Origin of the sequence: Micromonospora sp. RHAY321 (assembly GCF_023896955.1) — a bacterium.
GTDB lineage: Bacteria > Actinomycetota > Actinomycetes > Mycobacteriales > Micromonosporaceae > Micromonospora.
On sequence record NZ_JAMHIW010000001.1, the window covers coordinates 802,793 to 827,945 of the forward strand.

25 protein-coding genes are annotated in these 25,153 nt (G+C 74.3%); 10 read left to right on the forward strand and 15 right to left on the reverse strand.

Going from position 1 to position 25,153, the window contains the following annotated elements; genetic code table 11:
- Positions 1-159: 159 nt before the first annotated feature.
- Genes M8C17_RS03705 through M8C17_RS03715 form a run of 3 tightly spaced genes read right to left on the reverse strand, consistent with a single transcriptional unit; the run spans position 160 to position 3,810 of the window.
- A complete protein-coding gene (locus M8C17_RS03705; protein WP_252414888.1) occupies positions 160-2,220 on the reverse strand; it encodes a sulfatase-like hydrolase/transferase in 2,061 nt (686 codons plus the stop codon).
- Complete coding sequence (locus tag M8C17_RS03710) at positions 2,213-3,643, reverse strand: bifunctional 2-polyprenyl-6-hydroxyphenol methylase/3-demethylubiquinol 3-O-methyltransferase UbiG (protein ID WP_252415080.1); 1,431 nt, start codon at positions 3,641-3,643, stop codon at positions 2,213-2,215. Before M8C17_RS03710 ends, M8C17_RS03705 begins: the two co-directional genes overlap by 8 nt.
- A gap of 17 nt (positions 3,644-3,660) precedes the next feature.
- Entirely contained in the window at positions 3,661-3,810 is a 150-nt protein-coding gene (locus tag M8C17_RS03715; protein ID WP_007459587.1) for a hypothetical protein, read from the reverse strand.
- Between the two features lie 207 nt (positions 3,811-4,017).
- On the opposite strand from M8C17_RS03715, the gene M8C17_RS03720 reads away from it, so the two are divergent.
- Together M8C17_RS03720 and M8C17_RS03725 are read left to right on the forward strand one after the other, a co-directional pair.
- Entirely contained in the window at positions 4,018-4,920 is a 903-nt protein-coding gene (locus M8C17_RS03720; RefSeq protein ID WP_252414889.1) for an aminoglycoside phosphotransferase family protein, read from the forward strand.
- Positions 4,921-4,944: 24 nt separating this feature from the next.
- A complete protein-coding gene (locus tag M8C17_RS03725) occupies positions 4,945-5,811 on the forward strand; it encodes an arginase family protein (protein ID WP_252414890.1) in 867 nt (288 codons plus the stop codon).
- 7 nt (positions 5,812-5,818) lie between these two features.
- On the opposite strand, the gene M8C17_RS03730 is transcribed toward M8C17_RS03725, so the two are convergent.
- From M8C17_RS03730 to M8C17_RS03750, 5 genes are all read right to left on the reverse strand, one after another.
- On the reverse strand, positions 5,819-7,048 hold the full coding sequence (locus M8C17_RS03730; protein WP_252414891.1) for a bifunctional glycosyltransferase family 2/GtrA family protein: 1,230 nt from the start codon (positions 7,046-7,048) through the stop codon (positions 5,819-5,821).
- Positions 7,045-9,213 (reverse strand): glycosyltransferase family 39 protein, encoded by a 2,169-nt coding sequence (locus M8C17_RS03735; protein WP_252414892.1) that lies wholly within the window; start codon positions 9,211-9,213, stop codon positions 7,045-7,047. Before M8C17_RS03735 ends, M8C17_RS03730 begins: the two co-directional genes overlap by 4 nt.
- 44 nt (positions 9,214-9,257) lie before the next feature.
- On the reverse strand, positions 9,258-10,784 hold the full coding sequence (locus tag M8C17_RS03740; RefSeq protein ID WP_374556987.1) for a sensor histidine kinase: 1,527 nt from the start codon (positions 10,782-10,784) through the stop codon (positions 9,258-9,260).
- Positions 10,762-11,508, reverse strand: coding sequence for a response regulator transcription factor (locus tag M8C17_RS03745; RefSeq protein WP_252414893.1), 747 nt, complete (start codon positions 11,506-11,508; stop codon positions 10,762-10,764). Before M8C17_RS03745 ends, M8C17_RS03740 begins: the two co-directional genes overlap by 23 nt.
- 113 nt (positions 11,509-11,621) lie before the next feature.
- Positions 11,622-11,852: a hypothetical protein gene (locus tag M8C17_RS03750; protein WP_252414894.1), complete on the reverse strand. Its 231-nt coding sequence runs from the start codon at positions 11,850-11,852 to the stop codon at positions 11,622-11,624.
- Between the two features lie 200 nt (positions 11,853-12,052).
- Here M8C17_RS03750 and M8C17_RS03755 point away from each other — a divergent pair, with 200 nt between their 5' ends.
- From M8C17_RS03755 to M8C17_RS03765, 3 genes are all read left to right on the forward strand, one after another.
- Positions 12,053-13,000, forward strand: a complete 948-nt coding sequence (locus M8C17_RS03755; RefSeq protein ID WP_252414895.1) for a serine/threonine-protein kinase — start codon at positions 12,053-12,055, stop codon at positions 12,998-13,000.
- Positions 13,001-13,070: 70 nt separating this feature from the next.
- The gene (locus M8C17_RS03760; protein WP_252414896.1) at positions 13,071-13,496 is read left to right on the forward strand and encodes an OsmC family protein; all 426 of its coding nucleotides are present in this window, start codon (positions 13,071-13,073) and stop codon (positions 13,494-13,496) included.
- A 300-nt stretch (positions 13,497-13,796) separates the two neighbouring features.
- On the forward strand, positions 13,797-14,645 hold the full coding sequence (locus tag M8C17_RS03765) for a hypothetical protein (protein ID WP_252414897.1): 849 nt from the start codon (positions 13,797-13,799) through the stop codon (positions 14,643-14,645).
- 4 nt (positions 14,646-14,649) lie between these two features.
- Here M8C17_RS03765 and M8C17_RS03770 read toward each other — a convergent pair whose 3' ends face one another.
- The 5 genes from M8C17_RS03770 to M8C17_RS03790 form a co-directional block, all read right to left on the reverse strand.
- Positions 14,650-15,195, reverse strand: coding sequence for an ATPase (locus M8C17_RS03770; RefSeq protein ID WP_252414898.1), 546 nt, complete (start codon positions 15,193-15,195; stop codon positions 14,650-14,652).
- 141 nt (positions 15,196-15,336) lie between these two features.
- Entirely contained in the window at positions 15,337-15,783 is a 447-nt protein-coding gene (locus M8C17_RS03775; protein WP_252414899.1) for a response regulator, read from the reverse strand.
- Positions 15,784-15,850: 67 nt separating this feature from the next.
- The gene (locus M8C17_RS03780; RefSeq protein WP_252414900.1) at positions 15,851-16,198 is read right to left on the reverse strand and encodes an STAS domain-containing protein; all 348 of its coding nucleotides are present in this window, start codon (positions 16,196-16,198) and stop codon (positions 15,851-15,853) included.
- Positions 16,199-16,311: 113 nt separating this feature from the next.
- A complete protein-coding gene (locus tag M8C17_RS03785; protein WP_252414901.1) occupies positions 16,312-17,361 on the reverse strand; it encodes a B12-binding domain-containing protein in 1,050 nt (349 codons plus the stop codon).
- The gene (locus tag M8C17_RS03790; RefSeq protein WP_252414902.1) at positions 17,358-19,124 is read right to left on the reverse strand and encodes a PP2C family protein-serine/threonine phosphatase; all 1,767 of its coding nucleotides are present in this window, start codon (positions 19,122-19,124) and stop codon (positions 17,358-17,360) included. The genes M8C17_RS03785 and M8C17_RS03790 overlap by 4 nt, the downstream gene beginning before the upstream one ends.
- 252 nt (positions 19,125-19,376) lie before the next feature.
- Here M8C17_RS03790 and M8C17_RS03795 point away from each other — a divergent pair, with 252 nt between their 5' ends.
- The gene (locus tag M8C17_RS03795; protein WP_252414903.1) at positions 19,377-19,733 is read left to right on the forward strand and encodes an STAS domain-containing protein; all 357 of its coding nucleotides are present in this window, start codon (positions 19,377-19,379) and stop codon (positions 19,731-19,733) included.
- Between the two features lie 77 nt (positions 19,734-19,810).
- Positions 19,811-20,152 (forward strand): STAS domain-containing protein, encoded by a 342-nt coding sequence (locus M8C17_RS03800; RefSeq protein WP_252414904.1) that lies wholly within the window; start codon positions 19,811-19,813, stop codon positions 20,150-20,152.
- An 80-nt stretch (positions 20,153-20,232) separates the two neighbouring features.
- On the opposite strand, the gene M8C17_RS03805 is transcribed toward M8C17_RS03800, so the two are convergent.
- A complete protein-coding gene (locus tag M8C17_RS03805) occupies positions 20,233-20,547 on the reverse strand; it encodes a hypothetical protein (RefSeq protein ID WP_252414905.1) in 315 nt (104 codons plus the stop codon).
- Between the two features lie 201 nt (positions 20,548-20,748).
- On the opposite strand from M8C17_RS03805, the gene M8C17_RS03810 reads away from it, so the two are divergent.
- The 3 genes from M8C17_RS03810 to M8C17_RS03820 all read left to right on the forward strand — a co-directional run bounded on the left by M8C17_RS03810 (position 20,749) and on the right by M8C17_RS03820 (position 23,826).
- On the forward strand, positions 20,749-21,726 hold the full coding sequence (locus M8C17_RS03810; protein WP_252414906.1) for a DUF2267 domain-containing protein: 978 nt from the start codon (positions 20,749-20,751) through the stop codon (positions 21,724-21,726).
- Positions 21,727-21,859: 133 nt separating this feature from the next.
- Positions 21,860-22,645 carry a fused MFS/spermidine synthase gene (locus M8C17_RS03815; protein WP_252414907.1) on the forward strand — a complete coding sequence of 262 codons (786 nt, stop codon included), beginning with the start codon at positions 21,860-21,862 and terminating at the stop codon, positions 22,643-22,645.
- Between the two features lie 83 nt (positions 22,646-22,728).
- Entirely contained in the window at positions 22,729-23,826 is a 1,098-nt protein-coding gene (locus M8C17_RS03820) for an AI-2E family transporter (protein ID WP_252414908.1), read from the forward strand.
- A gap of 18 nt (positions 23,827-23,844) precedes the next feature.
- Here M8C17_RS03820 and M8C17_RS03825 read toward each other — a convergent pair whose 3' ends face one another.
- Entirely contained in the window at positions 23,845-25,146 is a 1,302-nt protein-coding gene (locus M8C17_RS03825; RefSeq protein ID WP_252414909.1) for an NAD(P)/FAD-dependent oxidoreductase, read from the reverse strand.
- Positions 25,147-25,153: the final 7 nt, after the last annotated feature.

The following is a 25,153-nucleotide window of genomic DNA, read 5'->3' on the forward strand; positions in this document are numbered from 1 at the left end:
TCGCCGGCAGATCTACGTTGAATTGCCTTCGCTTCTACCGTAATTGCGGCTCGGGGGACACCGCCCGCCGTGGTTCGGCGGTGAGGTATGCGTCACCCGATTCCCGACCGGGCAGCCGGGAAACCCGCTTCCCGTTGTGCGGGATGGAGCTGAGCGGTTTCACGAGAGGGCAAGGCGTCGCAGCGTACCGTCCGTCGCGACCTGGTAGACGTCGAGCTGGTTGGTACCGGCCCGGAACAGTTTGTCGTCGGTGAGCAGCGCGGCGAATCGGCGTCCGCCCGGATCGACCGGCACCACTGGGACCACCGCGCCGATCCGGCCGTTGACCGCCACCGCCAGCAGTGTGCCGTCCGGTATGCGGCCCGGCACGTCACCCCAGACCAGGGCCGGGATGGTGCCGGTGTCCGGATCCATGGCCCGGAACGCGGCGAGGTCGGCCACGGTGGCGCTGCCGCCGGCCGGTCCGGCGCGGACCTCGGTGCCCACCAGCGGGTGCGGCGTCGGCAGCGGTGGCGGGGCGGGCAGCCCACCGGGGAAGGTCACCGGCTCGCCGGGGCGGTCGTAGAAGTGTTTCGTGCCGTCGGTGCGCGGGGCCTGCCGGGCGGACCGGCCGTCGACCCGCCACGGCAGCCGGACGCCGGCCTCGTCGGCGACGGTCGGCAGCAGGTCGATGTGCTCCCAGTTGCGGTCGTCGACCCGGCCGGTCTGCTGCCGGGGTTCCTTGACGAACATCGGCACCCACGCCACCTCCCCGGCGGCGGCCTTGATCGCGTCCATGCCCCGGCCCTGGGCGCCGGCGCGGAAGCTCACCCCGTGGTCGGCGGTGACCACGACCAGCGCCTGGTCGTAGAGGCCGCTGGCGCGCAGCGTCCGCAGCGTCTCGCCGATGAGCCGGTCGGTGTAGCCGAGCTGGGCCAGGTGGCGCTGCCGGGCCAGCTCGACCCAGCCGGCGCCGTCGCTGGGCAGGTCCTCGGGGGCGTCGTAGCGGGCGCCGGAGGGCAGGAACGTCCACGGCGAGTGCGGCATCAGCAGGTGCAGGAAGTGCAGGGCCGGTCGGGGCTCCGGTTTCAGCCCCGCGAGGAAGCTGGTGAACCGGGCCGGCTGGTTGTCGTCCAGGCTGTCCCAGCGAAACTTCGGGTCGGCCGGCACCGGTTCGGCGGCGTCCAGGCCGGCCTCGGCACGGGTCTGCTCCCGGTAGGAGTCCTCCGGGTCGACCCGGGTCTCGGTCGGCCCGGCGACCTGGCCGAGGAGACTGCCGGTCTCCCGCACCAGCACGCCGAGCCCCTGTTCGGGGCTGACCGGCTGCTCGCAGCGGCTGGGCGGGCAGAGCCGCGTGATGCTCTCCTGGGCGTGGACGTCGTACAGCCCGCCGAAGGCGGTGAAGAGGTTGTCCGGGTACTGCGAGTAGTGCGGCGCGACCGACCGCGCCGGGTAGCGGCCGGTGAGCATCGCCGGCAGCGCGTTGGGCGTCCAGCCGCTGACGCCGGTGGCGTTGCGGTACCAGGTCGACGCCTCGGCCAGCTCGGCGAAGTGCGGGAACCGGGCCGCGTCGATCCGGCCGTCGGCGCCGAGCAGGCTGACCAGCGGCAGCTCGTCGAGGATCAGCATGACCACCGGCGGGTGCACGCCCGTGCCCTGCGCGGTGCCGGCCGCGCCGCCGTCGCCGCGCGGCAGCACCACCGCCGAGGTGGGTGAGACGAGCAGGAAGAGCGCCACGAAGGCCACCGGGCCGGCGGCGGCCAGTCGCAGCACCCGGCCCGGCGCCCGCCACCGCCGGTGCGCGACCGCGCCGGCAGCGCCGGCCAGCCCGGCGACCAGCAGCAGGGGTACGCCCCGCAGCGGCGTCGCGTGCCGGCCCACCTGCACGGCCAGCGCGGCCAGCAGCAGCCCGACCAGCCCGGTGTGGGTGAGCGCGCGGACGGTCCGGCCGGCGAGGCGGCTGAGTGCGCCGAGCAGCGCGACTCCGACGGTGGGTGCCACCGCCACGAGGGCGACCAGCAGCAGGATCTGACCGGGGTCGGCGCGGTGGAAGAGGAAGAAGTCGGGGCTGCGGCCGAGCACGTCCAGCAGCGGTTGGGTGACCACCAGCCCGACCAGCGCGGCGACCTCCAGCATCCGGCCCACCTCACCGCGCCACCCGCGGTCCCACCGGTCGGCCGTCGTCGGCTGGGTCGTCGGCGGGGTCGTCGGCGGCGGGGTCTCGGAGGCCGGGTCAGCCACCCATCACCGCCCGGTAGAGCGTGCGGGTGCCCGACGGCAGCTCGACCCGGTCGGTGATCCGGCCCCGGGCGGCGAGCAGCCGCTCGAAGACGTCGCGCTGGTAGTCGGGGAAGAGACCATCGGGCTTGTTGGCCAGCAGCCGACCGGCCATCGGGTCCTGTGGGTGGACGAACTCCACCACCACGGCACCGCCCGGGGCGGTCAGCCCGGCCAGCCAGTCGATCACCTCCGGCAGCGGCACGTTGCGCCCGATCGCCAGGTGGTGCACCACGGCCAGGGCGAGCACCGTGTCGGCCGCCGCGCGCTCGGCGAAGCCGGCCCGCTCGACGCCGCGCCAGCCGCCACCGGGCGACGGGTCGGCGAGATCCAGCACCAGCGGCAGGATCCGCCGCTGACCCTCGGCCCGCAGCGCCCGGTACAGGTCGTCGACCACGGCCGGGTCCTGCTCGACGGCCACCACGTAGTCGGCGTGCTCGGCGGCCAGCCGCGAGTACCGGCCGTCGTTGGCGCCGAGGTCGAGCACGAGGCGGGGCCGGGTGCCGGCGGTCAGCGCGGCGGTCACGAACTGCTCCTTGGCCGCCCGGTCCTGGGCCGAGTAGCCGCAGGTGCGCTGGTAGTCCGACCAGTGGCTGACCGGAGGGCGGTGGTCCAGCTTGCGGACGAGTTTCTCGATGCCGCGCACGGTGGCCAGCAGCAGCTCCCGGGAGAAGCCGGCGGCCCGAAGCTGGGCGCGTACGTCGGTCGTGCTGGCGGCGGCGTTGCGCTGCTGCATCGCACCGTGCAGGTGCAGGTGGGTGAGCACGCCGGGGCGCAGCCGGCGGGCCCCGGCGAAGAGCGGGCGGAGCTGGTCGGCCTCGATGCCGTCGACCTGGGCGCGCAGCCACGGCTGGAAGTCGACTCCCAGGTGGGCGGTGAGCAGCAGCGGATAGAGCACCGTCTGGCAGAACTGCCGGTAGCCAGCCCACGGCTCGCCGTCGCGCACCGGCTCGAAGGAGCCGACGTCGATGAAGACCGGGTCCGTGCCGCGCCACTGCAGGTTGTACGCCGAGCCGTCCTTCGTGGTGAAGCCGTCGGCGAGCGCGTCGCGCAGGATCTCCAGGTGCAGCAGCGCGGCGTCGCGCAGCATGGTGAAGGACCACTCGTACGGGTGGGAGACGAACGGGATGCGTTCGTGGCGCAGCACCGCCGCCCACGGCGCCCCGGCGGCGGTGGGCACCAGCGCCGGTGGGGCGTCCTCGGTGGCGCAGACCTTGCCCCCGGCCACCAGCGCCGGGAAGAACACGCTCGCCGTCAGTGCCCGCCAGTGCTCGGCCGCCTGCGTGTCGAGCCCGCGCAGCACCTCGTCGCCGACGTGGAAGACCCGGTTGGCCGGGTCACGGAAGGACGCGGGCTCGGGCCGTACCTCGGTGGGTGCGGTCGCCATCGCCGGTACGGGCCGGCTCACCGCTGGTCGGTGGGCTGCCGGCGGAACCGGTCGACCAGTCGCCGCCAGTAGAGCTTGGCGGCGACCGCGGCCCCGGCCACCCCGCCGACCACCGCCTGCACGATCAGGCTGCCGGATCCCGCGTCCAGGTAGGCCAGATGGATCACCGATCGCTCCTTCCCCTCGCCCGTCTCGACACCGGCGTCCCGGGCGTGCAGCGGTGAGGCTTTTGACCCAGAAAGCCGGACTTGTCTGCCACCGTACGCTGATCGCCGAGGTCGTACGGGGCACATCGGCGGACTCCCAGGCACGCCACAGGGATGCGACCGGAAGTCGCTGGCGTCCCCTGGCGTCCGCCCGGAATGATCTCCGGCATGACGCTGCACCAGGACGAGGTCGCGATCGACGAGACGGTCGTCCGGTCGCTGCTGCGGGCGCAGTGCCCGCAGTGGGCCGACCTGCCGCTGTCGCCGGCCGGAGCCGGCACCGACAACACGATGTACCGGCTCGGCGACGACCTGCTGCTGCGCCTTCCACGAACCGTCGACAAGGCCCGGTCGCTGCGCACGGAGCAGGAGTGGCTCCCCCGGTTGGCGCCGCTACTGGGGTGCTCGGTCCCGCGTCCGGTCCACGCCGGCACGCCCATCGCCGCGTACCCGATCCCCTGGGCGGTGTATCGCTGGATCGACGGGCACGAGCCCACCCCGGACACCGTCCGGGACTGGGCCGCCTTCGGTGGCGACCTGGCGACGTTCGTACGGGAACTGCACGGGGTCGACCTGATGGGAGCGACCCGCGCGGACGGGCTCAGCTGGTACCGCGGCGGCCCCCTCCAGGCGTGGGACGACCCAGCCAGCACGTACTTCGACGACTGCCGGGCCGACGACACGCTCGACGTGGCGACCCTGGAACGGCTGTGGCGCACCGCGCTCGCCCTGCCGGAACCCTCCGGCCCACACGTGTGGCTGCACGGTGACCTCCGGCCCACCAACATCCTGGTGCAGGACGGCAAGCTCCACGCGGTCATCGACTTCGGCGCCCTCTCGGTCGGGTTTCCCGACGCCGAGCACGCCCCGGTCTGGGACCTGCCACCGCAGGCCCGACGGGCCTACTGGGACGCGCTGAGCCTCGACGAGGCGACGTGGACGCGCGCCCGGGCCTGGGCCATCGCGGTGGGCGTCAGCGGCGTCTCGTACTACCGGCACACCTATCCCGCGTTCGTCGCCGAATGCCGGGCGCGACTTCAGGCGATCCTCGCCGACGCCGCAACCCGGTGACCGTCCCGCCGATACGCTGCGGACGTGCGCTGGGTGGTTGTCGACGTACCGCTGGACTCCTCCGGGGCCGGCCGCGGTGAGGAGCGGGCTCCGGCCGCGCTGCGCGGCGCCGGTCTGGTGGACGCCCTGGGCGCCGACGACGGCGGCCGGGTCGACGAGGCGCTGTTGCGGGACCCGGCCCGGGACCCGGCGAGCGGCCTGATCGGCGCCGCCGGTCTGCGCCGCGCCGGCGAGGCTGTCACCGCCCGCATCGCGGCACTGATGGCCGAGGGTCGTCGGCCGCTGGTGCTCGGCGGGGACTGCGCCATCCTGCCCGGCATCTGCCGCGCCCTGCCCCGCACGACGGAGCTGTGGTTCGTCGACGGTCACCCGGACTTCTTCGACGGCGCGACCTCGCTGACGGGTGAGGCCGCCGACATGGACCTCTCGGTGGTCACCGGGCACGGCCCGGCCGCCGCCATCGGGCAGGACGGACCGCTGCTCGACCCCGGCAGCGTCCACCTGCTCGGGCACCGGCCACCCACCGACGACAGCAGCCGGGCCGAGACGGCGCGGATCGACCCGGCGATCCACCAGGTGCCCGCCCCGGAGCTGCTTGCAATGGGCGCCGGAACGGTCGGCGCGGGCCTGGCGGCGGGCGGGGACGGGCCGGCCTGGCTGCACCTCGACCTGGACGCCGTGGACCCGCGCGACCTGCCGGCGGTGACCTATCCCGAGCCGGACGGGCTGCGCTGGCCCGATCTGGTCGCGCTGGTCACCCCGCTGGCCCGCGCCGACCGGCTGCTCGGCATAAGCGTGACCGACCTGAACGTCGACGAGGACCCCGACGGGCGCCACACGCGACGCGTCGTCGAGGTCCTCGCGGAGGTGCTGGGCACGGCCGGCGGCTGACCGGCGCTCACTCCCGCCGGTGGTGCATGCCGAGGCGCAACAGCACGAAGCGCAGCACGGTGGCGGCCAGGTTCGCGCCCACCAGCACGGCCAGCTCCACCGACCGGGTGGGCGCGGCGTCGACCGCGTGCAGCACGGCCAGCGAGCCGCTGGTCAGCGCCAGGCCCAGCACGAACGCCAGCAGGCCCTGCACGTGGTGCCGGCCGGCGTGCCGGCGCCCGGTGATGCCGAACGTCAGCCGCCGGTTCGCGGCCGTGTTCGCCACCGCCGTGACCAGCAGCGCCAGCAGGTTCGCCGGCTGCGCTCCGAGCGTGCCCCGGGTGGCCACGAAAAGCAGCAGGTACGCCAGCGTGCTGGCCACCCCGACAGCGGCGAACCGGACCAACTGCCGGGGCAGCCCGACCGGCACCTGAGCCGGCGAGGCGGCCAGCGGCGCCCGGCCCAGCTGCGCGCGCAACTCGGTCAACGGCAGCGCGCCGGTCAGCAGCGCCCGGCCCAGCCGCCCCATACCCCGCAGGTCGGCCAGCGCGGTGGCCACGATGTCGACGCGGCTGTCCGGGTCGTCGACCCAGTCCACCGGCACCTCGTGGATGCGCAGCCCGGCCCGCTGCGCGAGCACCAGCAGCTCGGTGTCGAAGAACCAACCGGTGTCCTGGATCAGCGGAAGGAGCCCGCCGGCCACGTCCGCGCGGATCGCCTTGAACCCGCACTGCGCGTCGGAGAACCGCGCCGCCAGCGCGCCGCGCAACAGCAGGTTGTACGCCCGCGAGATCACCTCCCGCTTCGCGCCGCGCACCACCCGGGAGGTACGCGCCAGCCGGGTGCCGATCGCCAGGTCGGAGTGACCGGAGATGAGCGGCGCGACCAGTGGCAGCAACGCCGCCAGGTCGGTGGAGAGGTCCACGTCCATGTACGCCAGCACCGGCGCGGACGACGCGGACCAGGCGGCGGACAGGGCCCTCCCCCGGCCCTTGGCGTCCAGGTGCAGCACCTCGACGCCGGGCAGCTCACCGGCAAGCCCTTCGGCGACCTTCAGGGTGTCGTCGACGCTGGCGTTGTCGGCGACCGTGATCCGGAACGGGTACGGGAAGTGCTCGCTCAGGTGCGCGTGCAGCCGCCGTACGCACGGCCCCAGGTCGGTCTCCTCGTTGTGGACCGGGATCACCACGTCCAGCACCACGCCGGCGGCCGTGGGCACGGCCTGGACGACGGCCCGGGGCCCGCCGAGGGCGCTCACGCCGCGTCCTTGCCGCTGCTCAGGTCGTAGACGGTTACCCCGTCCACGGTCTGCGCCGTGAAGGTCTCCGCGACCCAGGCGCTGATCTCCTGCGAGGCGGAGCTGCCACCGTTGGCCCGGAAACCGCCGCCACCCACGAAGTAGTGGATCTTTCCGTCGGCCACGTACCGCTGGAACTGGGCGAGGGTCGGCGACGGGTCACTGCCGTTGAACCCGCCGATCGGCATCACCGGGTCGCCGGTGGCGAGCTGGTAACCGGAGGCGTTGTTGGAGCCGATGGTGGCTGCGATCCAGGTGTAGTCGGCGCTGTCGCGCTCCAGCAGTTCGCGCAGCGCGGCGCTGGGCTCGCGGGCGTCGAGCAGCCCGCCCATGCCGCCGCCGGCCGAGCGACCCTGCCCACCACCGGTGGAGCCGGGCGGCTGGGCGCCGTTCTGGGCGCCGCCAGGGAAGCCGGGCGGCTGGGCGCCGCCAGGGAAGCCGGGCACCTGACCGCCGTTGCGGCCGCTACCCGGGAAGCCCTGGGCCTGGCCGCCGGCCGGCCACTCCATGCCGCCCGGTGGTCGCCCGCCCGGGAAGCCACCCCGCCCGAAGCCGCCGGCCACCGTCGGGCCGGCGCTCGGGATCGACCCGGTGTGCGGGGTGCCGGCCGTCTGCGCCGCGTAAGCGGCCGGACCGGCGAGGGCCGCCGCCGCGCCCAGGCCCAGCACCACCGGCACCAACCGGCGGGGCAGCCGGGTGACCAGCAGGATCAGTGCCGCGCCGACCAGGCCGGCGACCAGCACGGTGGTCCGCAGCCACGGGTACCAGTCGGGGCTGCGCCCCAGCAGCACCCACGCCCACCAGACGGTCACCGCCAGCGTGCCGGCGAGCGTCACCGTGGCGGCCAGCGGACGCCACCGCCACCGCGAGCCAGCGGCCGGGACGTCGCCCGGCAGTGGGCGGTGCTGCCTCCAGAGCAGCGTCACGCCGATGCCGACCAGCGCGCCGACCGCGGGGGCGAGCGCCACCGTGTAGTAGGCGTGGAAGATCCCCGACATGAAGCTGAAGATCAGGCCGGTGACCAGCAGCCAGCCACCCCAGAGCAGCAGGCCGGCCCGAGTGCGGTCGGTGCGGGCCGCCCGGCCGGCCAGCAGCAGGCCGGCGACGAGCAGGATCAGCGCGGCCGGCAGCAGCCAGGAGATCTGACCGCCGACGTCGCCGCCGAACATCCGCAGCAGACCGGTCTGCCCCTCGAACGGGCCGCCACCACCGCCACCGGGCCGACCCCCACCGCCGACGCTGCCCACCTCGTCCCCGGTGATCCGGCCCAGTCCGTTGTAGCCGAGGGTGAGTTCCAGAATGCTGTTCCGCTGCGATCCGCCGATGTAGGGCCGCGCGCCGGCCGGGACCAGCTCGACGATCGCCACCCACCAGCCGGCGGAGACCACCACCGCCAGGCCGGCCAGCAGCAACTGCCGGACCCGCCGCCACAGCCCGGTCGGCGCGGCCAGCAGGTAGACCCCGGCGAAGACCGGCACCACCAGGAACGCCTGGAGCATCTTGGTCAGGAAGCCGAAGCCGACCAGCACGCCGGCCAGCACGATCCACCGGGTTCCGGCCGACTCCACCGCCCGCACGGTGGCGTACGCCCCGGCGACCAGCAGGAGGATGAGCAGCGCGTCGGGGTTGTTGAACCGGAACATCAGCGTCGCCACCGGGGTGACGGCGAGCACCGCGCCGGCGATCAGGCCGGCCACCGGCCCGTACCACCGCTTGACGGTCGCGTGGAGAACGCCGACCGAGGCGACCCCGCAGAGCGCCTGCGGAACGAGCATGGCCCAGCTGTTCAGGCCGAAGACGCGGACGGACAGGGCCATCAGCCACAGCGACGCGGGCGTCTTGTCCACGGTGATCGAGTTGGCCGCGTCCGACGAGCCGTAGAAGAGGGCCTTCCAGCTCACCGAGCCGGCCTGCACGGCCGCCGCGTAGAACGAGTTCGCCCAGCCGGAGGCGCCGAGCCCCCAGAGGTAGAGCACGCCGGTTGCCAGCAGCAGGACCGCCAGCGCGGGCCGGCTCCAGGCCGGGGAACGGCGCTGCGCCGCCGGGTGCTCGTCGCCCGGGCGCGCGGCCGGTGGCGCCGTGTCGGGCTCGGCGGGCGCTGTCAGCAGGGTCTCTGTTCTGTCCATGCGGCCAGCCTCGGCCGCTGGCCTGGCCCGCCGCCGTGCGCCGACTATGCGTCAGCTGTGGGATGGGGCAGCCGGACGGTGAACACCGTCCGGCCCGGCCGGCTGTCCACGGCGACCGTGCCGCGGTGGGCCTCCACGACCGCGGCCACGATCGCCAGACCGAGGCCGGTGCTGCCGTGCGCCCGCGACCGGGAGCTGTCCCCACGGGCGAACCGCTCGAACATCTCCGGTTGCAACTCCGGCGGCACCCCCGGCCCGTCGTCGGCGACGGTCAGCACGGCGGCGTCCCCCTCGACGGTCAGGGTGGTGGCCACCAGGGTTCCCGGCGGGGTGTGCACCCGGGCGTTGGCGAGCAGGTTGGCCACCACCTGGTGCAGGCGGGCGTCGTCGCCGGGCACCCGGATCGCCACGTCGGGCAGGTCGAGCTGCCAGCGGTGCTCGGGGCCGGCGACGTGCGCGTCGCTGACCGCGTCGACCACCAGGGCGGTGAGGTCGACCGGTTCGACGGCGAGCGGGCGGCCGGTGTCCAGCCGGGCCAGCAGCAGCAGGTCGTCGACGAGTCTGGTCATCCGGGTGCTCTCCGACTCCACCCGGCTCAGCGCGTGCGCCACGTCGGTGGGGACCTCGTCGCGGCCGCGCCGGGCCACCTCGGCGTATCCCCGGATCGCGGCGAGGGGGGTCCGCAGCTCGTGGCTGGCGTCGGCGACGAACTGGCGTACCCGGGTCTCGCTGGCCTGCCGGGCGGCGAGCGCGTCGGCGACGTGGCCGAGCATCCGGTTCAGCGCGGCGCCCACCTGGCCGACCTCGGTACGCGGATCGGTGTCGGCGGCGGGGACCCGGACGGCTAGGGCCACCTCGCCGCGGTCCAGCGGCAGTTCGGTGACGCGGGTGGCGGTGGCGGCGACCCGGTTCAGCGGTCGCAGTGTGGCCCGGACGATCAGCGCGCCGGCACCGCCGGCGATGACGAGCCCGACGGCCGCCACCCCGGCCTGCGCGGCGACCATCCACCAGACGGTCTCCTGCACGCCGGCCAGCGGCAGCGCGACGACGCGTACCCTGCCGTCGCGGAACTGCTGGGCCACGGCCCGGTAGTCGCCGCGCGCACCGAGGTCGACGGTGCGCGGGGGGCCGCCGACCGGCAGGTCGGCCAGCGCGGCGACCTCCGCGACCGGCACCGACTCGGCTTCCGGAAAGGGGTCGTCGCTGGACGCGTCGCGGGGCAGGGTCGCCGCGGCGGTCACCCGACCGCCGGTGACGTCGGCGACCACCGTGCCGGGCGGCGAGCCGGGCGGGATGCCCGGTCGTCCGGTGCCCGGCCAGGCCGGCCGGCCCGGGCGGTCGCCCCGCATGACGGCGGCGGGAGCGAGTTGGGCGTCGAGACGGTCGATCAGGAAGTGCCGCAGCGCCACCGTGGTGAGCCCGCCGATGGCGACGCTGACCAGCGCGAGGAGCGCGACCAGGGCGAGGACCAGTCGGGTACGCAGGGACCGGCCGGCCAGCCACCCGCGGGCGGCGCGCACCGGGTGCCGGCGCGGCCGGTCGCCGGGATCACTCGGCGGGTTTGAGGACATAACCCGCGCCGCGCAGCGTGTGGATCATCGGCGCCCGGCCGGCGTCGATCTTCTTGCGCAGGTACGAGATGTACAGCTCCACCACGTTGGCCTGGCCGCCGAAGTCGTAGTTCCACACCCGGTCGAGGATCTGCGCCTTGCTGAGCACCCGGCGCGGGTTGCGCATCAGGTAACGCAGCAGCTCGAACTCCGTCGCGGTGAGGGTGATCAACTGGCCGGCGCGGCGTACCTCGTGGCTGTCCTCGTCGAGGCTGAGGTCGCCGACGGTGAGCACCGCCTCCTCCCGGGTGGCGACCGCGAAGCCCGAGCGGCGCAGCAGGGCGCGCAGCCGGGCGATCACCTCCTCCAGGCTGAACGGCTTGGTGACGTAGTCGTCGCCACCGACGGTCAGCCCGGCGATGCGCTCCTCGACCGCGTCCCGGGCGGTCAGGAAGAGCACCGGCACGGTGGGGGCCTGCTCGCGCAGGCGCCGCAGCACCTGGAAGCCGTCCAGGTCCGGCAGCATCACGTCGAGCACCACCGCGTCCGGCTGGAACTGCCGTGCCGTGCTCACGGCGGCCATGCCGCTGCCGGCGCTGCGCACCTGCCAGCCCTCGTAGCGCAGCGCCATCGAGAGCAGGTCGGTGAGCGTCGGTTCGTCGTCGACCACCAGCACCCGGACGGGTTCGCCGTCGGGGCGGCGCAGCTCGATCCGGCTCGGCGCGATCTGCCCGTCCTTGACCATGTCCGCCATCGTGGCCGCGGCGTCTGTGCCGGGCCTCTGCGCCCGCTGTGCGCCAGCTGTGCGGCCGGCCCGACGGTGGACTGACGGCACCACCGGTCAACCCCGACCGGAGGTCACTCGGACACCCCGAACGGGTCGGTGCGAACGAACCGCATGCTCCAGCCGCCCGCGCCGTCGGGCTGGTCCCGTTCGTAGAGATGGTCGGGGCCGGCCTGCACCGGCCCGGTGCCGTCCGGATGCCGCATGATCCAGCGAGGCGGCGGGGCGCCGTCGGGCCCGGCCGGCAACAACCGGACCAGGCCGTTGGCCGGCCCGCCGACGAAGCGTACGGTGACCTCGCTCATCGGGCGTCCCCTCGGGTGACGGTGTCGGCACGTTGGGTGATGCCGGCCCTGGCTCGCAAGCTACCGCACCCACCGACGCACCGCAGCGAGGTACGCGGGCTCGACGGCGCACGATTCCGGCGACGGTTTGCCCAGCTCTGGGCCCGGGTACCGCGATCGAAGGCACCCGCCGCTGGCGGGACGGGAACGAGGAGCAGTCAATGCGCACGCTGGACGGGCGGTACCAGCTCGAACAGCGCATCGGCATTGGCGGGATGTCCGAGGTGTGGCGGGCACACGACCAGGTGCTGGACCGACCGGTCGCGGTGAAGTTGATCTCACCCGGGCAGGACGGCCAGTCCGGCCCGGTGGAACGGATCCGCGCGGAGGCACGATCCGCGGCCCGCCTGGTACACCCGAACGTGGCCAGCGTGCACGACTTCGGCACCTCCTCGGTGCTGCCCGGCCGCCGAGTGCCGTACATCGTCATGGAACTGGCCGAGGGGGAGACTCTCGCCGCGCACCTGCGGGCCGGGCCGCTGGACTGGCGCATCTCGGTACGGGTCTGCGCCGAGGTCAGCGCGGCCCTCGCCGCCGCGCACGCGGAGGGCATCGTGCACCGCGACGTCAAGCCGGCCAACGTCATGCTCACCCCCTCCGGCGTGAAGGTGCTCGACTTCGGCATCGCCACCCCGGCCGGAGCGCCGGAGCCGGTGCCGGACGGGCTGCTGATGGGCACGCCCGCTTACCTGGCGCCGGAGCAGCTCGCCGGAGCGCCGGCCACCCCGGCGGCCGACATGTACGCCGTCGGCGTCCTGCTCTACTACAGCCTCACGGGCCGGCTGCCGTACCGGGCGGACAGCACCACCGAGCTGCTGGCCACGCGCCGCCGCCTGCCGCCGGAGCCGCTGCCCGAGATCGACGGCCTGCCGCCGGAGGTCGCCGAGCTGTGCCGCTCCTGTCTGGCCGAGGCCCCGGCGGACCGGCCGACCAGCCTGGTCGCCGCGCTGGTGCTGGCCGAGGCCGTGGACGCCCGGGTGTACGTGCCGATGGGCCTTCCCGCGCAGCGCCAGCCCGCCCCGGTGTCGCCGTGGACCGAGCAGGCCGCGATGGAGGCCACCGAGGCGGCGGTGATGGTGGACGGGCCGGAGAGGTCCGCCGGGCGCTGACGGTGCTGGCCACGGCGTTTCGCGAGGCAGCCGTCGGGTAGCCGGGCGGGTGAGCGACGGGAGGAACGCGATGCCGGACCCGAGTTCCTGGCTTCATGAGGCCACCGCGACCGCCGAGGGCGGCCACGTACGCACCGACGATGGCGGGCTCTCCACCGCGCTGGCCTCGCCGCTGGCAGCGCACTGCACGGGGTTGAGGCCGGAGCAGCTACTGGCCGCCGCCTTCGCGTCCTGCCTGCACCACGCGGCGGTGGAGGCGGCCGGGGAGATCACCAACGAGGCGCACACGGTGCAGGTGCGGGCCGAGGCGAAGCTGGGGCGCGACGACGACGGCCGCTACCGGGCCGACGTGCACGCCTCCATCTCGTCCGCTGGCCTGAGCCGTCAGCAACTGGCCGACCTGGTCGAGTACGCCGACCGGCTGTGGCCGTTCTCCAGCGGTGACAACAGCCGGCACCGGCTGACGGTCACGCCGGCGGAGAACGGCCGGCACTGATCCGGTGGACGACCCCTGGCCTGCCCGTCCACCGGACGGGCGTGCCGGGCGCCCACCGTTCGGCGGAGCGGCCATCCGCTGTACGGGTGAGTCCTGAGAGGCGGCTGAACCCGTTGCTGACGGTTCGCGCCGTGACCGCCTTGGCACGACGAATCGGGAATAACCAACTCGCCCCATCCGCCAGGTTGATCCACTGCGAGTAGTTGTTGCCCCTTATTGCCTTCAAGATCGGGGCAAATTGTGGCGCATGCCACCGTATAGGCCGGTGGCAGCGGGCGACGGGGTATCTAGCCTCGGCGGGTGCATTCCGACGACCCCGCCGACCAGAAGCTGACCGACGCGCTCCCGACCACCGGGTCGGGCGACGCCGCCTCAACCGAACGGACGATCGGCCGTCACCGGGCCGCCGACTCCCGCCGCCGCGCCCTGCTGGGCTCGACGTCGCTCCGGGTGGCCCTGGCCACCGGTGTCACCTGCTGCCTCGGTCTGACCGCCGTCGCCAGCGCCCGGGGCAGCGACGACACCCCCCGCCCCGTGGAGCCGCTGGCCGAGGCGGTGGCCGACCGCGCCGCCATCGCCGACGAGCGCGCCTCCCGGTCGCTGGACCGCGACGCCGCCCCCATGCGGGTCGTCCCCAGCCCGACCGCGAAGCCCACCCCCAGCCCCAAGGTGGTCCGCAAGGCGGTCAAGAAGCCGGTCAAGCCGCGCCGACCCCGGCCCGTCGCCGGCCTCGACCAGGTCCAGATGGACAACGCCAAGATCATTGTGGACGTCGGCCTCGAGCTGAAGATGCCGCGTCGCGCGCTGGTGGTGGCGCTGTCCACCGCCATGCAGGAGAGCAACCTGTACAACCTGGCCAGCGACGTGCTGCCCGAGTCGGCGCAGTACACCAACCAGGGCAGCGGCTCCGACCACGACTCGGTCGGGCTGTTCCAGCAGCGACCGAGCAGCGGCTGGGGCACGGTGGCCGAGCTGATGCGCCCGTCGTACGCCGCGAGGGCGTTCTACACGGCGCTCAACGAGGTCCCGGGCTGGCAGGACATGAGCGTCACCGCCGCCGCCCAGGCCGTACAGATCTCCGCCTACCCCGACGCGTACGCCCAGCACGAGGAGCGGGCGAGCACCGTCGCGGCGGCGCTCACCGCCTGAGGAGTCAGCGGCTGCGTGCGCCGTCCCGGCCGTTCGGCGGCTCCGCTCCCGCGTCCGGGCCGCCGGCGGCCACCCGGGTCGCCGGCACGCCCGTGCCGGCCGCCGCGGTCGGGGTGTCTTCGGGGACCGGCGGCTCGACGGTCACTCCGCTGAGGATCTCGTCCACCAACACCTCGCGTCGCCGGCGGGCGTCCAGCGCGGCCTCGACGTCACGCCGGGCCTGCACGGCCTCCGCGTACGCCCGCTCCCGCACCCGCCGAGCCTCCTCGCGGGCCTCGTCCAGCTCGTACCGGGCCTGGGCCAGGATCTCGGCCGCCTCCCGCCGTACGGCGTCCCCGGCCCGCCGGGTGACCGTGGCGTCGCCCAGGTCCAGCCGCTGGAGCAGCCCGCTGAGCCAGGTCGCCTCCTCGCGGATCTCGTCCCACTCCCGACCGGCCCCGGCGGCGCCTTCCGCCCGCGCGGCGAGCCGGGACAACCGGATCCCCAGCTCATCCAGGCAGGAATCGACCTGCCGCTGGTCGTAACCGGTCTCAACGACGGAGAACCTCATACTGTCGCCCCCCAGGCAGCTGCTGTTACTTCCCCAACCTGGATCCTCGGACGCGACGGGAGCGGCCGAGGGTGTTCGGGAAAAATGTTCAGCATCCGAGCGCGCGAGGCACCCCGCGGCGGGCGACGCCGGGGTGACGGGTCAGGCGCGCTTGGGCAGCACGACCACCCGGCCGAAGAACTCGTCGATCCGGCGTACCACGTCGTTGAAGTCGTCCAGGTCGATCGGCTTGGTGACGTACGCGTTGGCCTGCAGGGTGTAGCTGCCGACGATGTCGGTGTCGGCGTTGGAGGTGGTCAGCACCACGATCGGGATGGTCCGCAGATCCTCGTCCTGCTTCACCGCGCCGAGCACCTGTCGCCCGTCCATCCGCGGCATGTTCAGGTCCAGCAGGATGACGTCCGGCCGCCGGGCCTCCAGGTGCCGGCCCTCGGCGCGGAGGAACTCCATCGCCTCCTCGCCGTCGCTGACCACGTCGATGACCTTGTCGACATCCGAGTCCGCCAGCGCTTCCTCGATCATCAGCACGTCGCCCGGGTCGTCGTCGACCACCAGGATGCGTACCGGCTGCGGGCTCTGTTCGCCCATCACTACCTGCCTCGAATCGACGGAAACGGGACCGACGGTCACCGCGCTGGCGGGGAAATCTAGCCCATCAGGAGGCGCTCTGGCGCGCCGGGTCGGTCGTGTCGGGCTGGTAGCGCAGCACGTCGGCGAGACCGGTGACCCGCAACACCCGCTCGACCCGGCCGGTGGCGCCGGTGATCCGCAACCAGCCCCCGTCGGCGGAGGCCCGGTTGTCTCCCCGGACGAACACCGCCATCCCGGTGGAGTCGCAGAACGTGAGGTCGGTGAGGTCGAGCAGCACCCGGCGCTCGCCGGCGTCGGAGAGCCGGTCGATCGCGGCGGCCAGCTCGGGAGCGGTGCTCAGGTCCAGCTCACCGGCGAGCCGCAGGCAGACGCCATCGCCGTCGCGACCGGCGTACCTGACGCTGAACGTCACCGTGCTCCCCCTCGCTCCACCGCTGGGTGGACGTTTGCAGTGCGGCAAGTATACGCAGGGGCGGGCTGCCCGCCGCAGGGCGCGGTGATCACCGGGGATGCCCGGCGGGGCCGTCAGCGGGCCGTGGGGGCGCCGGCGGCGGCCAACGCGGCCCGGCCAAGGGCCAGCGTGTGCACCGCCCGGGGAAAGTCCCGCAGCGCGGCGGAATAGTGCGCCAGGGACAGGTCCACCGCAGCCGCGGGCACCCCACGGCTGGTCAGGATCCCCACCAGCCACGCCACGAACTCCGAGAACAGCGAGACATCGTCGACGTAGAGCGCGGCGGCCAGGAAGTCGAGGATGTGGCCCAGGTCGCTCACGGTCGAGTCGAGCTGGGCGGCGGTGTAGGAGCGCGCGGCCGGGACGTGCTCCCGCAGATCGGCGAGCGCGCTGTCGATCAACTCGGCCCGGCGCCGGACCAGGCTGGCGTACTCGTCATCGGCCAGGTGCGACAACTGCGCCGGCGGCACCCGACGCAGCGTCCGCTCGTCGGCGATCAGCTCCGCCGCCGAGGGCGCGTCCGGCGCCCAGGCCGCCCCGAGCCGGCGGGCCCACCGGCCGTCGACACCGAACCCGCGCCCACCGACCACCACCGGCACGTCCGAGCGGCGGCACGCCTCGATCATCCGGTGCGCGTGCGGCAGCCGCATCGGCAGCGCGCAGGCCAGCGCGACCGCGTGGGCGTCGTTGCGGTGCAGGTACGACACCAGGTGCGCCGCCGGGACGCTGGCGCCCAGGAAGGTCACCTGCCAGCCGCGCAGCCGCAGCACCTCGGCGACCAGCCGGGGCGGCAACGCGTGCCACTCGCCGTCCATGCAGGCCACCACGACACGTCCACCCGTCGGTCGAGGGTTGGCGTGGACGGCCACCGCCGCCACCACCCGCTCGCTGATGTGGGTGGCCGCGTGCTCCTGGGCCACGCTCCACTCGTTGCGCGCCCACCGCTCGCCGACCTCGGCCTGGGCCGGCGCGACCAGGTCGAGCAGCAGGCGCTCGGCCGGCACACCCGCGTCGAGCAGGCCGAGCGCCACGTCGATCGCGGCGTACTCGTCGGCGTCGGCGAGGCAGTCCAGATAACTGGGGTAGGCGTCGATCGGGTCGGCTGCGGTGGTCGGGGCGGTCAAGCTGGGGTCTCCTTCCGCTGGTCGGTGCCCGCCGGTGCGGGCACCGCGTGCAGGTGCCGCGATGGCCGCCCGCTCGGCCCGACCGCGCGTAACGCGAGGACCGCGATGTCGTCGTGGTCGCCGTGCGCCAGCCAGTCGCAGGTGACCTGCTCCACCCGCTCGGCCAGGGCGGGCGCAGGCATCCGCTCGCACCCGGTGACCGCGTTGAACAGCCGCTCCGGGCCGAACTGCTCGTCGCCACGACGGCCACCGCGGGCCTCGGTCACCCCGTCGCTGTAGAGCAGGCAGGTCTCGCCCGGGGCCAGCCGCACGGTGACCTCGCCGACGCGCGGATCGGGCACCACGCCGATCAGCATGCCGCGCAGCGGCACCGACTCCACCTCGCCGGAGGCGCGCAGCACCAGCGGCGGCAGGTGCCCGCCGCCGGCCATGGTGAGGGTGAGACCGCCGTCGCGGTGCGGCCGGGCCACACCGAGCACCATGGTGGCGAACCGGCCCTGGCCGTGCGCCATGGTCGTCTCCAGCAGCGAGTCGTTGAGCAGCCGCAGCAACCGGCCGGGGTGCGACTCCACCCGGTGCAGCGCCTGCAGGCACTGGCGCAGCTGGCCGGTGAAGACGGCCGCCTCGACGCCCTTGCCCGACACGTCACCCAGGAAGAACACCGAGCCACCGTCGGGGAGCTGGTGCGAACCGTAGAAGTCGCCCCCGATCCGCAGCCCCGCCTGCGCCGGCCGGTACGCGGTGCCCCACTGCACGCCGGGGGTCTCGGCCGGTTCCACCGGCAGCAGGCTGGCCTGGAGGGTGTCGGCGACCTCCGCCTGGTCGCGGTAGAGCAGCGCGGTGGTCAACGCCGCGCCGGCCCGGGCCGCGAAGGCGCGGATCAGCTCCACGTCGTCCTCGTCGTACCAGCGGGTGGCGCGGCGGGCGACCAGGAGCACACCGACCGGGGCGTCGCGGCCCGGCAGCGGAACGACCCGGGCCGTGCTCTCGGTGCCGGTCAGGCCGGGCAGCCAGCCGGCGTCGATCGCCTGCTCCACCAGCCAGTCGACAGCGTGCGGCTCGACCCCGGTCAGCCCTTCGGCGATCGCCGCCGGCAGGTCGCCGCCGGCCAGGACGCCGCTGTCCACCAGCGGCGCCTCGTCGTCCGCCCGGGACGCCCGCCACCAGCGGGCCCGTCCCAGTCGCGGTGCGAGCACCAGCACCGCCACCTCGGCCAGGGTCGGCACGGCGAGCCGGACGGCCGCCGCGGCGGCCCGGTCGGGGTGCAGCGGGTTGCCCAGCTTGTCGCCCACCACGGCCAGGAACGCCGAGCGGGCACGCTCGGCGAGCAGCGCGTCGGCGCGGCTGACGCTCTCGGTGACGTCCTCGACGTACCAGCAGCAGCGGCCGCCGGAGAGCGGCACCTGACGGGCGGTGAGCCGGTGCCCGCGATGGGCGAAGCCACCCGGCCGTCCGTCGCTCAGCCCGGGGACGCCGGCCGCGGCGAGCAGCTCGCCGGGCACCACCTCGGGCAGCAGCCGTTCGGCCACGGGGCTGACGTGTCGCACCACGCCGTCGGCGTCGCAGACCACCAGGCCCTCACGGAAATGCTCGACGACCTCGGCCCAGTAGTCGGGTGCGGCCAGACCGCGGTCGGGGGCCAGCGGCGGCAGAGCGGCGGGCTGGGACAGCGCGTCGGCGGACCACGCCGCGGCCCGTGTGGTACTCGGCGTGGAGATCCGTCCGTCGCCCGGGTCCCAGTCCCTGACGTCGGCAGCAGTCACCAGCTGAGCCTCACTCCTTGTCGTCCACCCGAACCCGCACCGGAACCGGCGTATGTGGTCAGAACTCTCCAGCTCAGCCTACGCCGGTACGCCGATAGCGGCACTTCACGGCGGCTGGCGGCCCGCGCCGCGTACTCAGCGGACCCGGTCGTGGATTGTTACGCTCCCGATCGAGCCGGCCGGACCGGCAGCAGGCGGAAAGGCGTGATCATGCTATCCCAGGGGCGGCGACCCGAGACCACACCGCTGAGCATGTCCGTCGATCGGTTCGACCCCGACAGGCCGGTGATCCGGGTCGGCGGCGAGCTGGCGTACGCGACGTCGGCGCCGCTGCGCGCCGAGGTCGACCGGGTGCTCGCCGAGGCGCCACAGACCATGGTGTTGGACTTCGCCGACCTGCACTTCATCGACAGCTCCGGCCTCGCCGTGATCGTGCACGCGTGGCGGGAGGGGCAGGAGGTCGGCGCGACGCTCCGGCTGCGGGCGGTCCCCCGCTTCCTGGCCGCGATCCTGGACATGACGGGCGTGGCGGGGCTGCTCGCCCGGCCGCTGCCGGCGGCCCAACCCGTGGCCGGACCGGGCACGCAGACACCCGCGGCCACCGCCTGACGGTCGCCGGTGACCCTGCCGGCGCGTCACTGCGACCCCGGGTTTGCGTTCGGCCCGTCGACTGGGAACATGGACTGATGTCCCCCCAGCTGTTGACCATCGAGATGACCCGGCTCGACGCCGGGCGCGTCCGGCTGCGGCTGACCGGCGACCTCGACTACGACACCGCACCCGAGCTGATCGCGGCCGCGGCCGAGCTGCACGGCGACGGCCACCAGCAGGTGATGATCGACCTGACCGGGGTGACCCTCTGCGACTCCTCCGGGCTCAGCGCGCTGCTGGTGGTGCACCGCGCCGCCGGGGCGATCCGGCTGACCGGGGTCAACGCGCAGCTCCAGCAGATGCTGGACCGCACCGGCCTAAGCGAGCTGCTGTCGGCCGAGGCCGCCGGCGACGACGACGTACGCGCCATCGGCTGACGAGCGACCCACGGGGCCGCCCCGGGTGAAGGGGGGTGGCCCCCGACCCTGGGACCTGGGGTCGGGGGCCGGAGGAATGTCTAGGGTGCGGTCATCGGCTGCAGCCGGGGTCCGCTGTCGCGCAGCTCGCCGGTCGGCGCGGGGTCGACGTCCTCGGGGGTGCCCGAATCGGGCGTCTGGTACAGATAGCGGACGAAGTCCCCACCCACCTCGTTGTCGTCCGCGCCCGGCCACTGGCCGATGCAGTCCATGCCGACCACTTCCCGGCCGGTGCCGTCGGCCTCCTCCAGCAGCGCCCACAGGCTCACCGGGTAACACCGGGTGGCATCCGGCGTGAGCTGCCAGCGGGCGTACCAGCCGGGTCTGGCGGGGACGATCTCGACGATCCGTTTCATGACGACCTTCCTTCCGCGTACCTCGGAAGAACTCCGGTCCTGACCCCGATCCTGCGGGCCGCACGGGTGAGCGCCCCTCACCCGCGCCGGATGAAGCCCACCGGTGCCCGGCCGACCCGCCCCGGCGGCGTCCGTTTCGGCGACCGGGACGACGGGAAGGCGACGGACGCACGCACGATCCCCAGCGGAAGGGGTGTCACCATGCGTAAGCAGATGGAGGGCGACAACCAGCGGCGCCGGGCGCTCGCCCGGCAGGCCCGCGAGCAGGGTCGCCAGCCCAGCGAGTTCGGCGCCAGCCTGAGCGCCTCCAAGCAGCTCACCAGCCTCGATCAGGGCAGGCGGCACGGCCCGGCACCGGCCGGACGGCACAAGCCGGACAGCACGCGCGGCGGACCGGCCCCGCCGGCGGTCGGATCCGCCGACAATCCTCGGCCGCAACCGTCCGCCGATGCCGGCGCGGCGGGAGTGAGCAGCCTGGGCTACCACGACCTCGTCGACGAGGTCCGGCGCCGGGCGGGCGTCGACTTCAAGACCGCGAAGGTGGGCACCGAGGCGACCGTCCTGGTGCTGGCCTTCGCCCTGGACACGGTGGAGCGGCAGCGGCTGCTCGCCGCCGTGCCGAACTCGCTGCACGACGTTGTGCCCGTCGACGGCATCGAGCGGCACCGCGACCTGCCCGGCTTCCTGGCCGAGGTGGGACGGATCAGCGGCCGTACGCCGGAGCAGGCCCGCTACCAGGCCGAGGCGACGCTGGCCGCGCTCGCCGACCACGACGGCGACCTGGTCGAGTCGCTGCACGTGCCCGACGGCCTGCGGGAACTGCTGAACCCCCCGGCGGCCGGCGGCGGCATCGTCGGCGCGTCCACCACCACACCCACCCTGGACGGCGACGAGTTGCGGGCGGCGCTGGACGACCTGCCGTACTGGGCCGGGGACAGCGACGCCCTGCACCGGGTGGTCGCGTTGCCGGCGGACAACCTGGACCGGGTGCTCGCCCGGCTCGACCGGCTGCGGGACGAGACCGGGCGCGCCCCGAGCATCGGGCGCCCCGGTGACACGGCGGCCGTGCTGACCGTGCGCACCCGCCAGGCCGACGGGGTGACCGCGCTGGACGTGGACCTCGCCCACCGGATCGACGATGCCATCGACGAGGTCGGTGCCGGGATGGCCAACGGCTGACCGGCCGCACCGGCGTTCACGGGCCGGCGGACGCGGGGGTTTCCCCGCTCCGCCGGCCCGCAGGTCTGCACCGACCGGCGGCACCGTCGGGCCACGGCCGGGGTACGCCGGCGGTTCGGCTAGCGTGCCGGTCATGAACCGTGCCGCCGACCGGCTGGAGCTGGCCGCCGACCCGGTCCGCCGCACCGGGCGGATGCTGCTGTCCGGCGGCGTCGAGCAGTCGTACGTGGACGTCGAGGACCCTCGGCACCTGCACTTCGAGTACGTCCGGCGGATCGCCTCGGCGGTGGAGCTGGCCGCACCGGCGGGCACCCCGCTGAGTGTCCTGCACCTCGGCGGCGGGGCCTTGACGCTGCCCCGGTGGTTGGCCGCCACCCGGCCCGGTTCCCCCCAGCGCGTCGTCGAGCGGGACCCGGCTGTGGTCGAACTGGTCGCGCGGGAGCTGCCGCCGTTGCCGCCCGACGTGCGGGTCGAGGTGGCCGACGCCCGCGACGCCGTCACCGCCACCCCGGCGGGCCGGTACGACCTGGTGGTCGCCGACATCTACCGGGCGGCCCGGATGCCCCGGCACGTGCGGACCGTCGAGTTCGCCGCCGAGGTGGCCCGGACCCTGCGCCCCGACGGGCTCTACCTGGTCAACGTCACGGACCTGCCGCCGCTGGTCGGCACCCGGGTGCAGGTGGCCACGCTGCGGGCGGTCTTCGGTGACGTGTGCGTGCTCGGCGACCGGCGGATGCTGCGCGGACGCCGCTACGGCAACCTGGTGCTCGCCGCGACGCACCGACCCGGTGGGCTCCCGGTCGGCCGGCTGGCGGTGGCCGCCCTGCGCGACCCCGTGCCCGGTGGCCTGCTGCACGCCGCCGCACTCGACGGCTTCGTCGCCGGCGCCCACCCGCTCACCGACGCCGACCAGCGCTGATCACCGGATGTTCCCCGGCGGCACCCGGGGGTGACGGGCACAGGGTCGGGTTTCCGGAGGTGGGCGCGGGGAAGGCGCGGCGGATGAGCGACGCCGACACCCGGTTGACCGCCCGCCGGACGCTGACCGTGATCGGTCTGGTGCTGGCGACCGTGTTCGCGTTGGCGTTCGTGTACGCGACCCGCCGGGTGCTCGTCTGGGCCGTGGTGGCCGCCTTCTTCGCCGTCGCGCTCAAGCCGCTGGTGGACCGGCTGCAACGCCGGTTCGTGCGGCGACGGGCGCTGGCCACGCTGCTGGTGTTCCTCGCCGCGTTCGTGGCGCTGGCCATCCTCGTCGCCGTCATCCTGGTGCCGCTGCTCGGCGAGCTGGGGCGGTTCGCCGACCGGGCGCCGGAGCTGCTGCGCGACGCGCGCGCCGGACGCGGCCCACTCGGGCACCTGCTGGAACGCACCGGCGCCCGAAAGTACGTCTCGGAGCACTCCGAGCAGGTGCGGGACTTCGGCGAGCGGCTGCGCCAACCCGCCGTCGGCGTGCTGCGGGGCGTCGTGGAGACGATCGCCGGCCTGGTCACGGTCATCGTGCTGGCGTACCTCATGGTGTTGGAGGCGCCGCGGATCACCCGTGGTGTGCTGGTGGCAGCCGGGGACGGGCAGGCCGAGCGGCTGCGCCGGGTGGGCCGTGAGGTCTCCCGCAGTGTCACCGGCTACCTCACCGGCAACCTGCTGATCAGCGTGATCTGCGGGGCGTTGACCTTCGTGGTGCTCACCCTCACCGGGGTGCCGTTCGCCGCCGTGATCGCCCTGCTGGTGGCCGTGGCCGACCTGATCCCGCTGGTCGGCGCGACACTCGGCGCGGTGATCGCGGCCGGGGCCGGTTTCGTGCACTCCCCCACCGCCGGCGTGGTGGTGCTGGTCTTCTTCGTGGTCTACCAGCAGTTCGAGAACCACCTGCTCCAGCCGCTCATCCTGTCCCGCGCGGTCCGGCTCAACCCGCTGACCGTGCTGGTCAGCGTGCTGCTCGCAGCCGAGTTGGCCGGCCTGCTCGGTGCGCTGCTGGCCATCCCCGCCGCCGGCATCGTCCAGACCCTGCTGCGCGAGTACGGCCCGCGCCGGTTACGCGCCACCCCGCCGGCCGTTCCCGACGACCAACGCAGACCGGCCGGTCCGGCCCAGCAGGGCTGACCGGCCGGTTCGGCGTCCTCAACGGGCGCGGGCCGCGACCTCGGGTGAGGTGCTCTCCAGCGGGACCGCGTTGGCCGGGACCAGGCCGAGCTGGACCGCCGGCCGGGTCAGAGTGGCGTCCAGCGCCCAGTCGGCGCCGACCCGGGTCCGGTTGCCCGGCATCGCCAACAGGTGGTACGCGCGGGTGACCGCCTTGGCCGGCAGCCCAGCCAGCGGCACGTGCAGCGGGTTCGCCGCCGCGGCCTTGCCGCCCAGGTCGACCACCCAGCCCAGGTCGTGGTGCTTGTACGGCTTGCGCCGGCCGTGGCCGTACGACGCGGCGATGTTGTGCGCCGCGAGAGTGCCCTGCCGTTGGGCGTGCTGAGCGGTCATCGTGCAGACCTGACCGGGGCGGGTCAGGTCGGGCACGGCGGCGGCGTCGCCGCAGGCGTACACCTCGGGGTAGCCGGGGACGGTGAGGAACTCGTCGACCACCAGGCGGCCTTTCTCGGTGCGAAGGCCCAGCTCGTTGACGAACGGGTCGGGGCGCACCCCCACACACCAGACCAGCGTGCAGGTGGGCACGTACTCGCCGTCGGTGAGCTTCACCCCGTCGGCCGTCGCCTCGGCAACCGAGGTCCCCATCCGCACGTCCACCCCACGCCGGTCGAGCACCTTGTGCGCGGTCTTCGACATCCGCTTGTCCAGCTCCGGCAGCACCCGGGCGGCGACGTCGAGCAGCATCCACCGGGGGCGGACGGTCAGCCGGGGCCGCTGGGCCTGCAGGGCGTCGGTGAACAACTGCCCGTGCGCGGCGACCTCGGTGCCGGTGTAGCCCGCGCCGACCACCACGAAGGTGGACCGGGCCCGCTGCTCGGCCGGGTCCTCGGCCTGCTCGGCCAGCTCGATCTGGCGGACCACGTGGTCGTGCAGGTAGACCGCCTCGGGCAGGCCACGGAAGCCGTGCGCGTACTCGGTCACCCCGGGGATGGGCAGCAACTTGTTGACGCTGCCCACGGCGAGGACCAGCCGGTCGTACGCCAGCCGGTTCTTGTCCCCCTCCGGCTGGGTGAAGCCGACCCAGCGGTTCTGGAGGTCGACGTGGTCCGCCTCGCCGATGACCACCCGTACGCCCTTCAGCGTCCCGGTCAACGGCACCGCGATCCGCCTGGGCTCGATCACCCCGGCTGCCACCTCGGGCAGCAGCGGCAGGTACAGGAAGTAGTCGGTGGAGTTCAGCAGCACGATCTCGGCCCGGTTCCGGGCGATCCGGCTCAACGTCTTCGCCGCGTGGTAACCGGCGAACCCGGCCCCCACGATCACCACACGAGGTTTCGTCATTGCGGCC

Bases quoted from the DNA above. Each gene is read 5' to 3' on its own strand.
- M8C17_RS03710 (WP_252415080.1), bottom strand. From the start codon at position 3,643: ATGGCGACCGCACCCACCGAGGTACGGCCCGAGCCCGCGTCCTTCCGT.
- M8C17_RS03720 (WP_252414889.1), top strand. From the start codon at position 4,018: ATGACGCTGCACCAGGACGAGGTCGCGATCGACGAGACGGTCGTCCGG.
- M8C17_RS03735 (WP_252414892.1), bottom strand. From the start codon at position 9,213: ATGGACAGAACAGAGACCCTGCTGACAGCGCCCGCCGAGCCCGACACG.
- M8C17_RS03740 (WP_374556987.1), bottom strand. From the start codon at position 10,784: ATGTCCTCAAACCCGCCGAGTGATCCCGGCGACCGGCCGCGCCGGCAC.
- M8C17_RS03745 (WP_252414893.1), bottom strand. From the start codon at position 11,508: ATGGTCAAGGACGGGCAGATCGCGCCGAGCCGGATCGAGCTGCGCCGC.
- M8C17_RS03750 (WP_252414894.1), bottom strand. From the start codon at position 11,852: ATGAGCGAGGTCACCGTACGCTTCGTCGGCGGGCCGGCCAACGGCCTG.
- M8C17_RS03755 (WP_252414895.1), top strand. From the start codon at position 12,053: ATGCGCACGCTGGACGGGCGGTACCAGCTCGAACAGCGCATCGGCATT.
- M8C17_RS03760 (WP_252414896.1), top strand. From the start codon at position 13,071: ATGCCGGACCCGAGTTCCTGGCTTCATGAGGCCACCGCGACCGCCGAG.
- M8C17_RS03770 (WP_252414898.1), bottom strand. From the start codon at position 15,195: ATGAGGTTCTCCGTCGTTGAGACCGGTTACGACCAGCGGCAGGTCGAT.
- M8C17_RS03775 (WP_252414899.1), bottom strand. From the start codon at position 15,783: ATGGGCGAACAGAGCCCGCAGCCGGTACGCATCCTGGTGGTCGACGAC.
- M8C17_RS03795 (WP_252414903.1), top strand. From the start codon at position 19,377: ATGTCCGTCGATCGGTTCGACCCCGACAGGCCGGTGATCCGGGTCGGC.
- M8C17_RS03800 (WP_252414904.1), top strand. From the start codon at position 19,811: ATGTCCCCCCAGCTGTTGACCATCGAGATGACCCGGCTCGACGCCGGG.
- M8C17_RS03805 (WP_252414905.1), bottom strand. From the start codon at position 20,547: ATGAAACGGATCGTCGAGATCGTCCCCGCCAGACCCGGCTGGTACGCC.
- M8C17_RS03810 (WP_252414906.1), top strand. From the start codon at position 20,749: ATGCGTAAGCAGATGGAGGGCGACAACCAGCGGCGCCGGGCGCTCGCC.
- M8C17_RS03815 (WP_252414907.1), top strand. From the start codon at position 21,860: ATGAACCGTGCCGCCGACCGGCTGGAGCTGGCCGCCGACCCGGTCCGC.
- M8C17_RS03820 (WP_252414908.1), top strand. From the start codon at position 22,729: ATGAGCGACGCCGACACCCGGTTGACCGCCCGCCGGACGCTGACCGTG.
- M8C17_RS03825 (WP_252414909.1), bottom strand. From the start codon at position 25,146: ATGACGAAACCTCGTGTGGTGATCGTGGGGGCCGGGTTCGCCGGTTAC.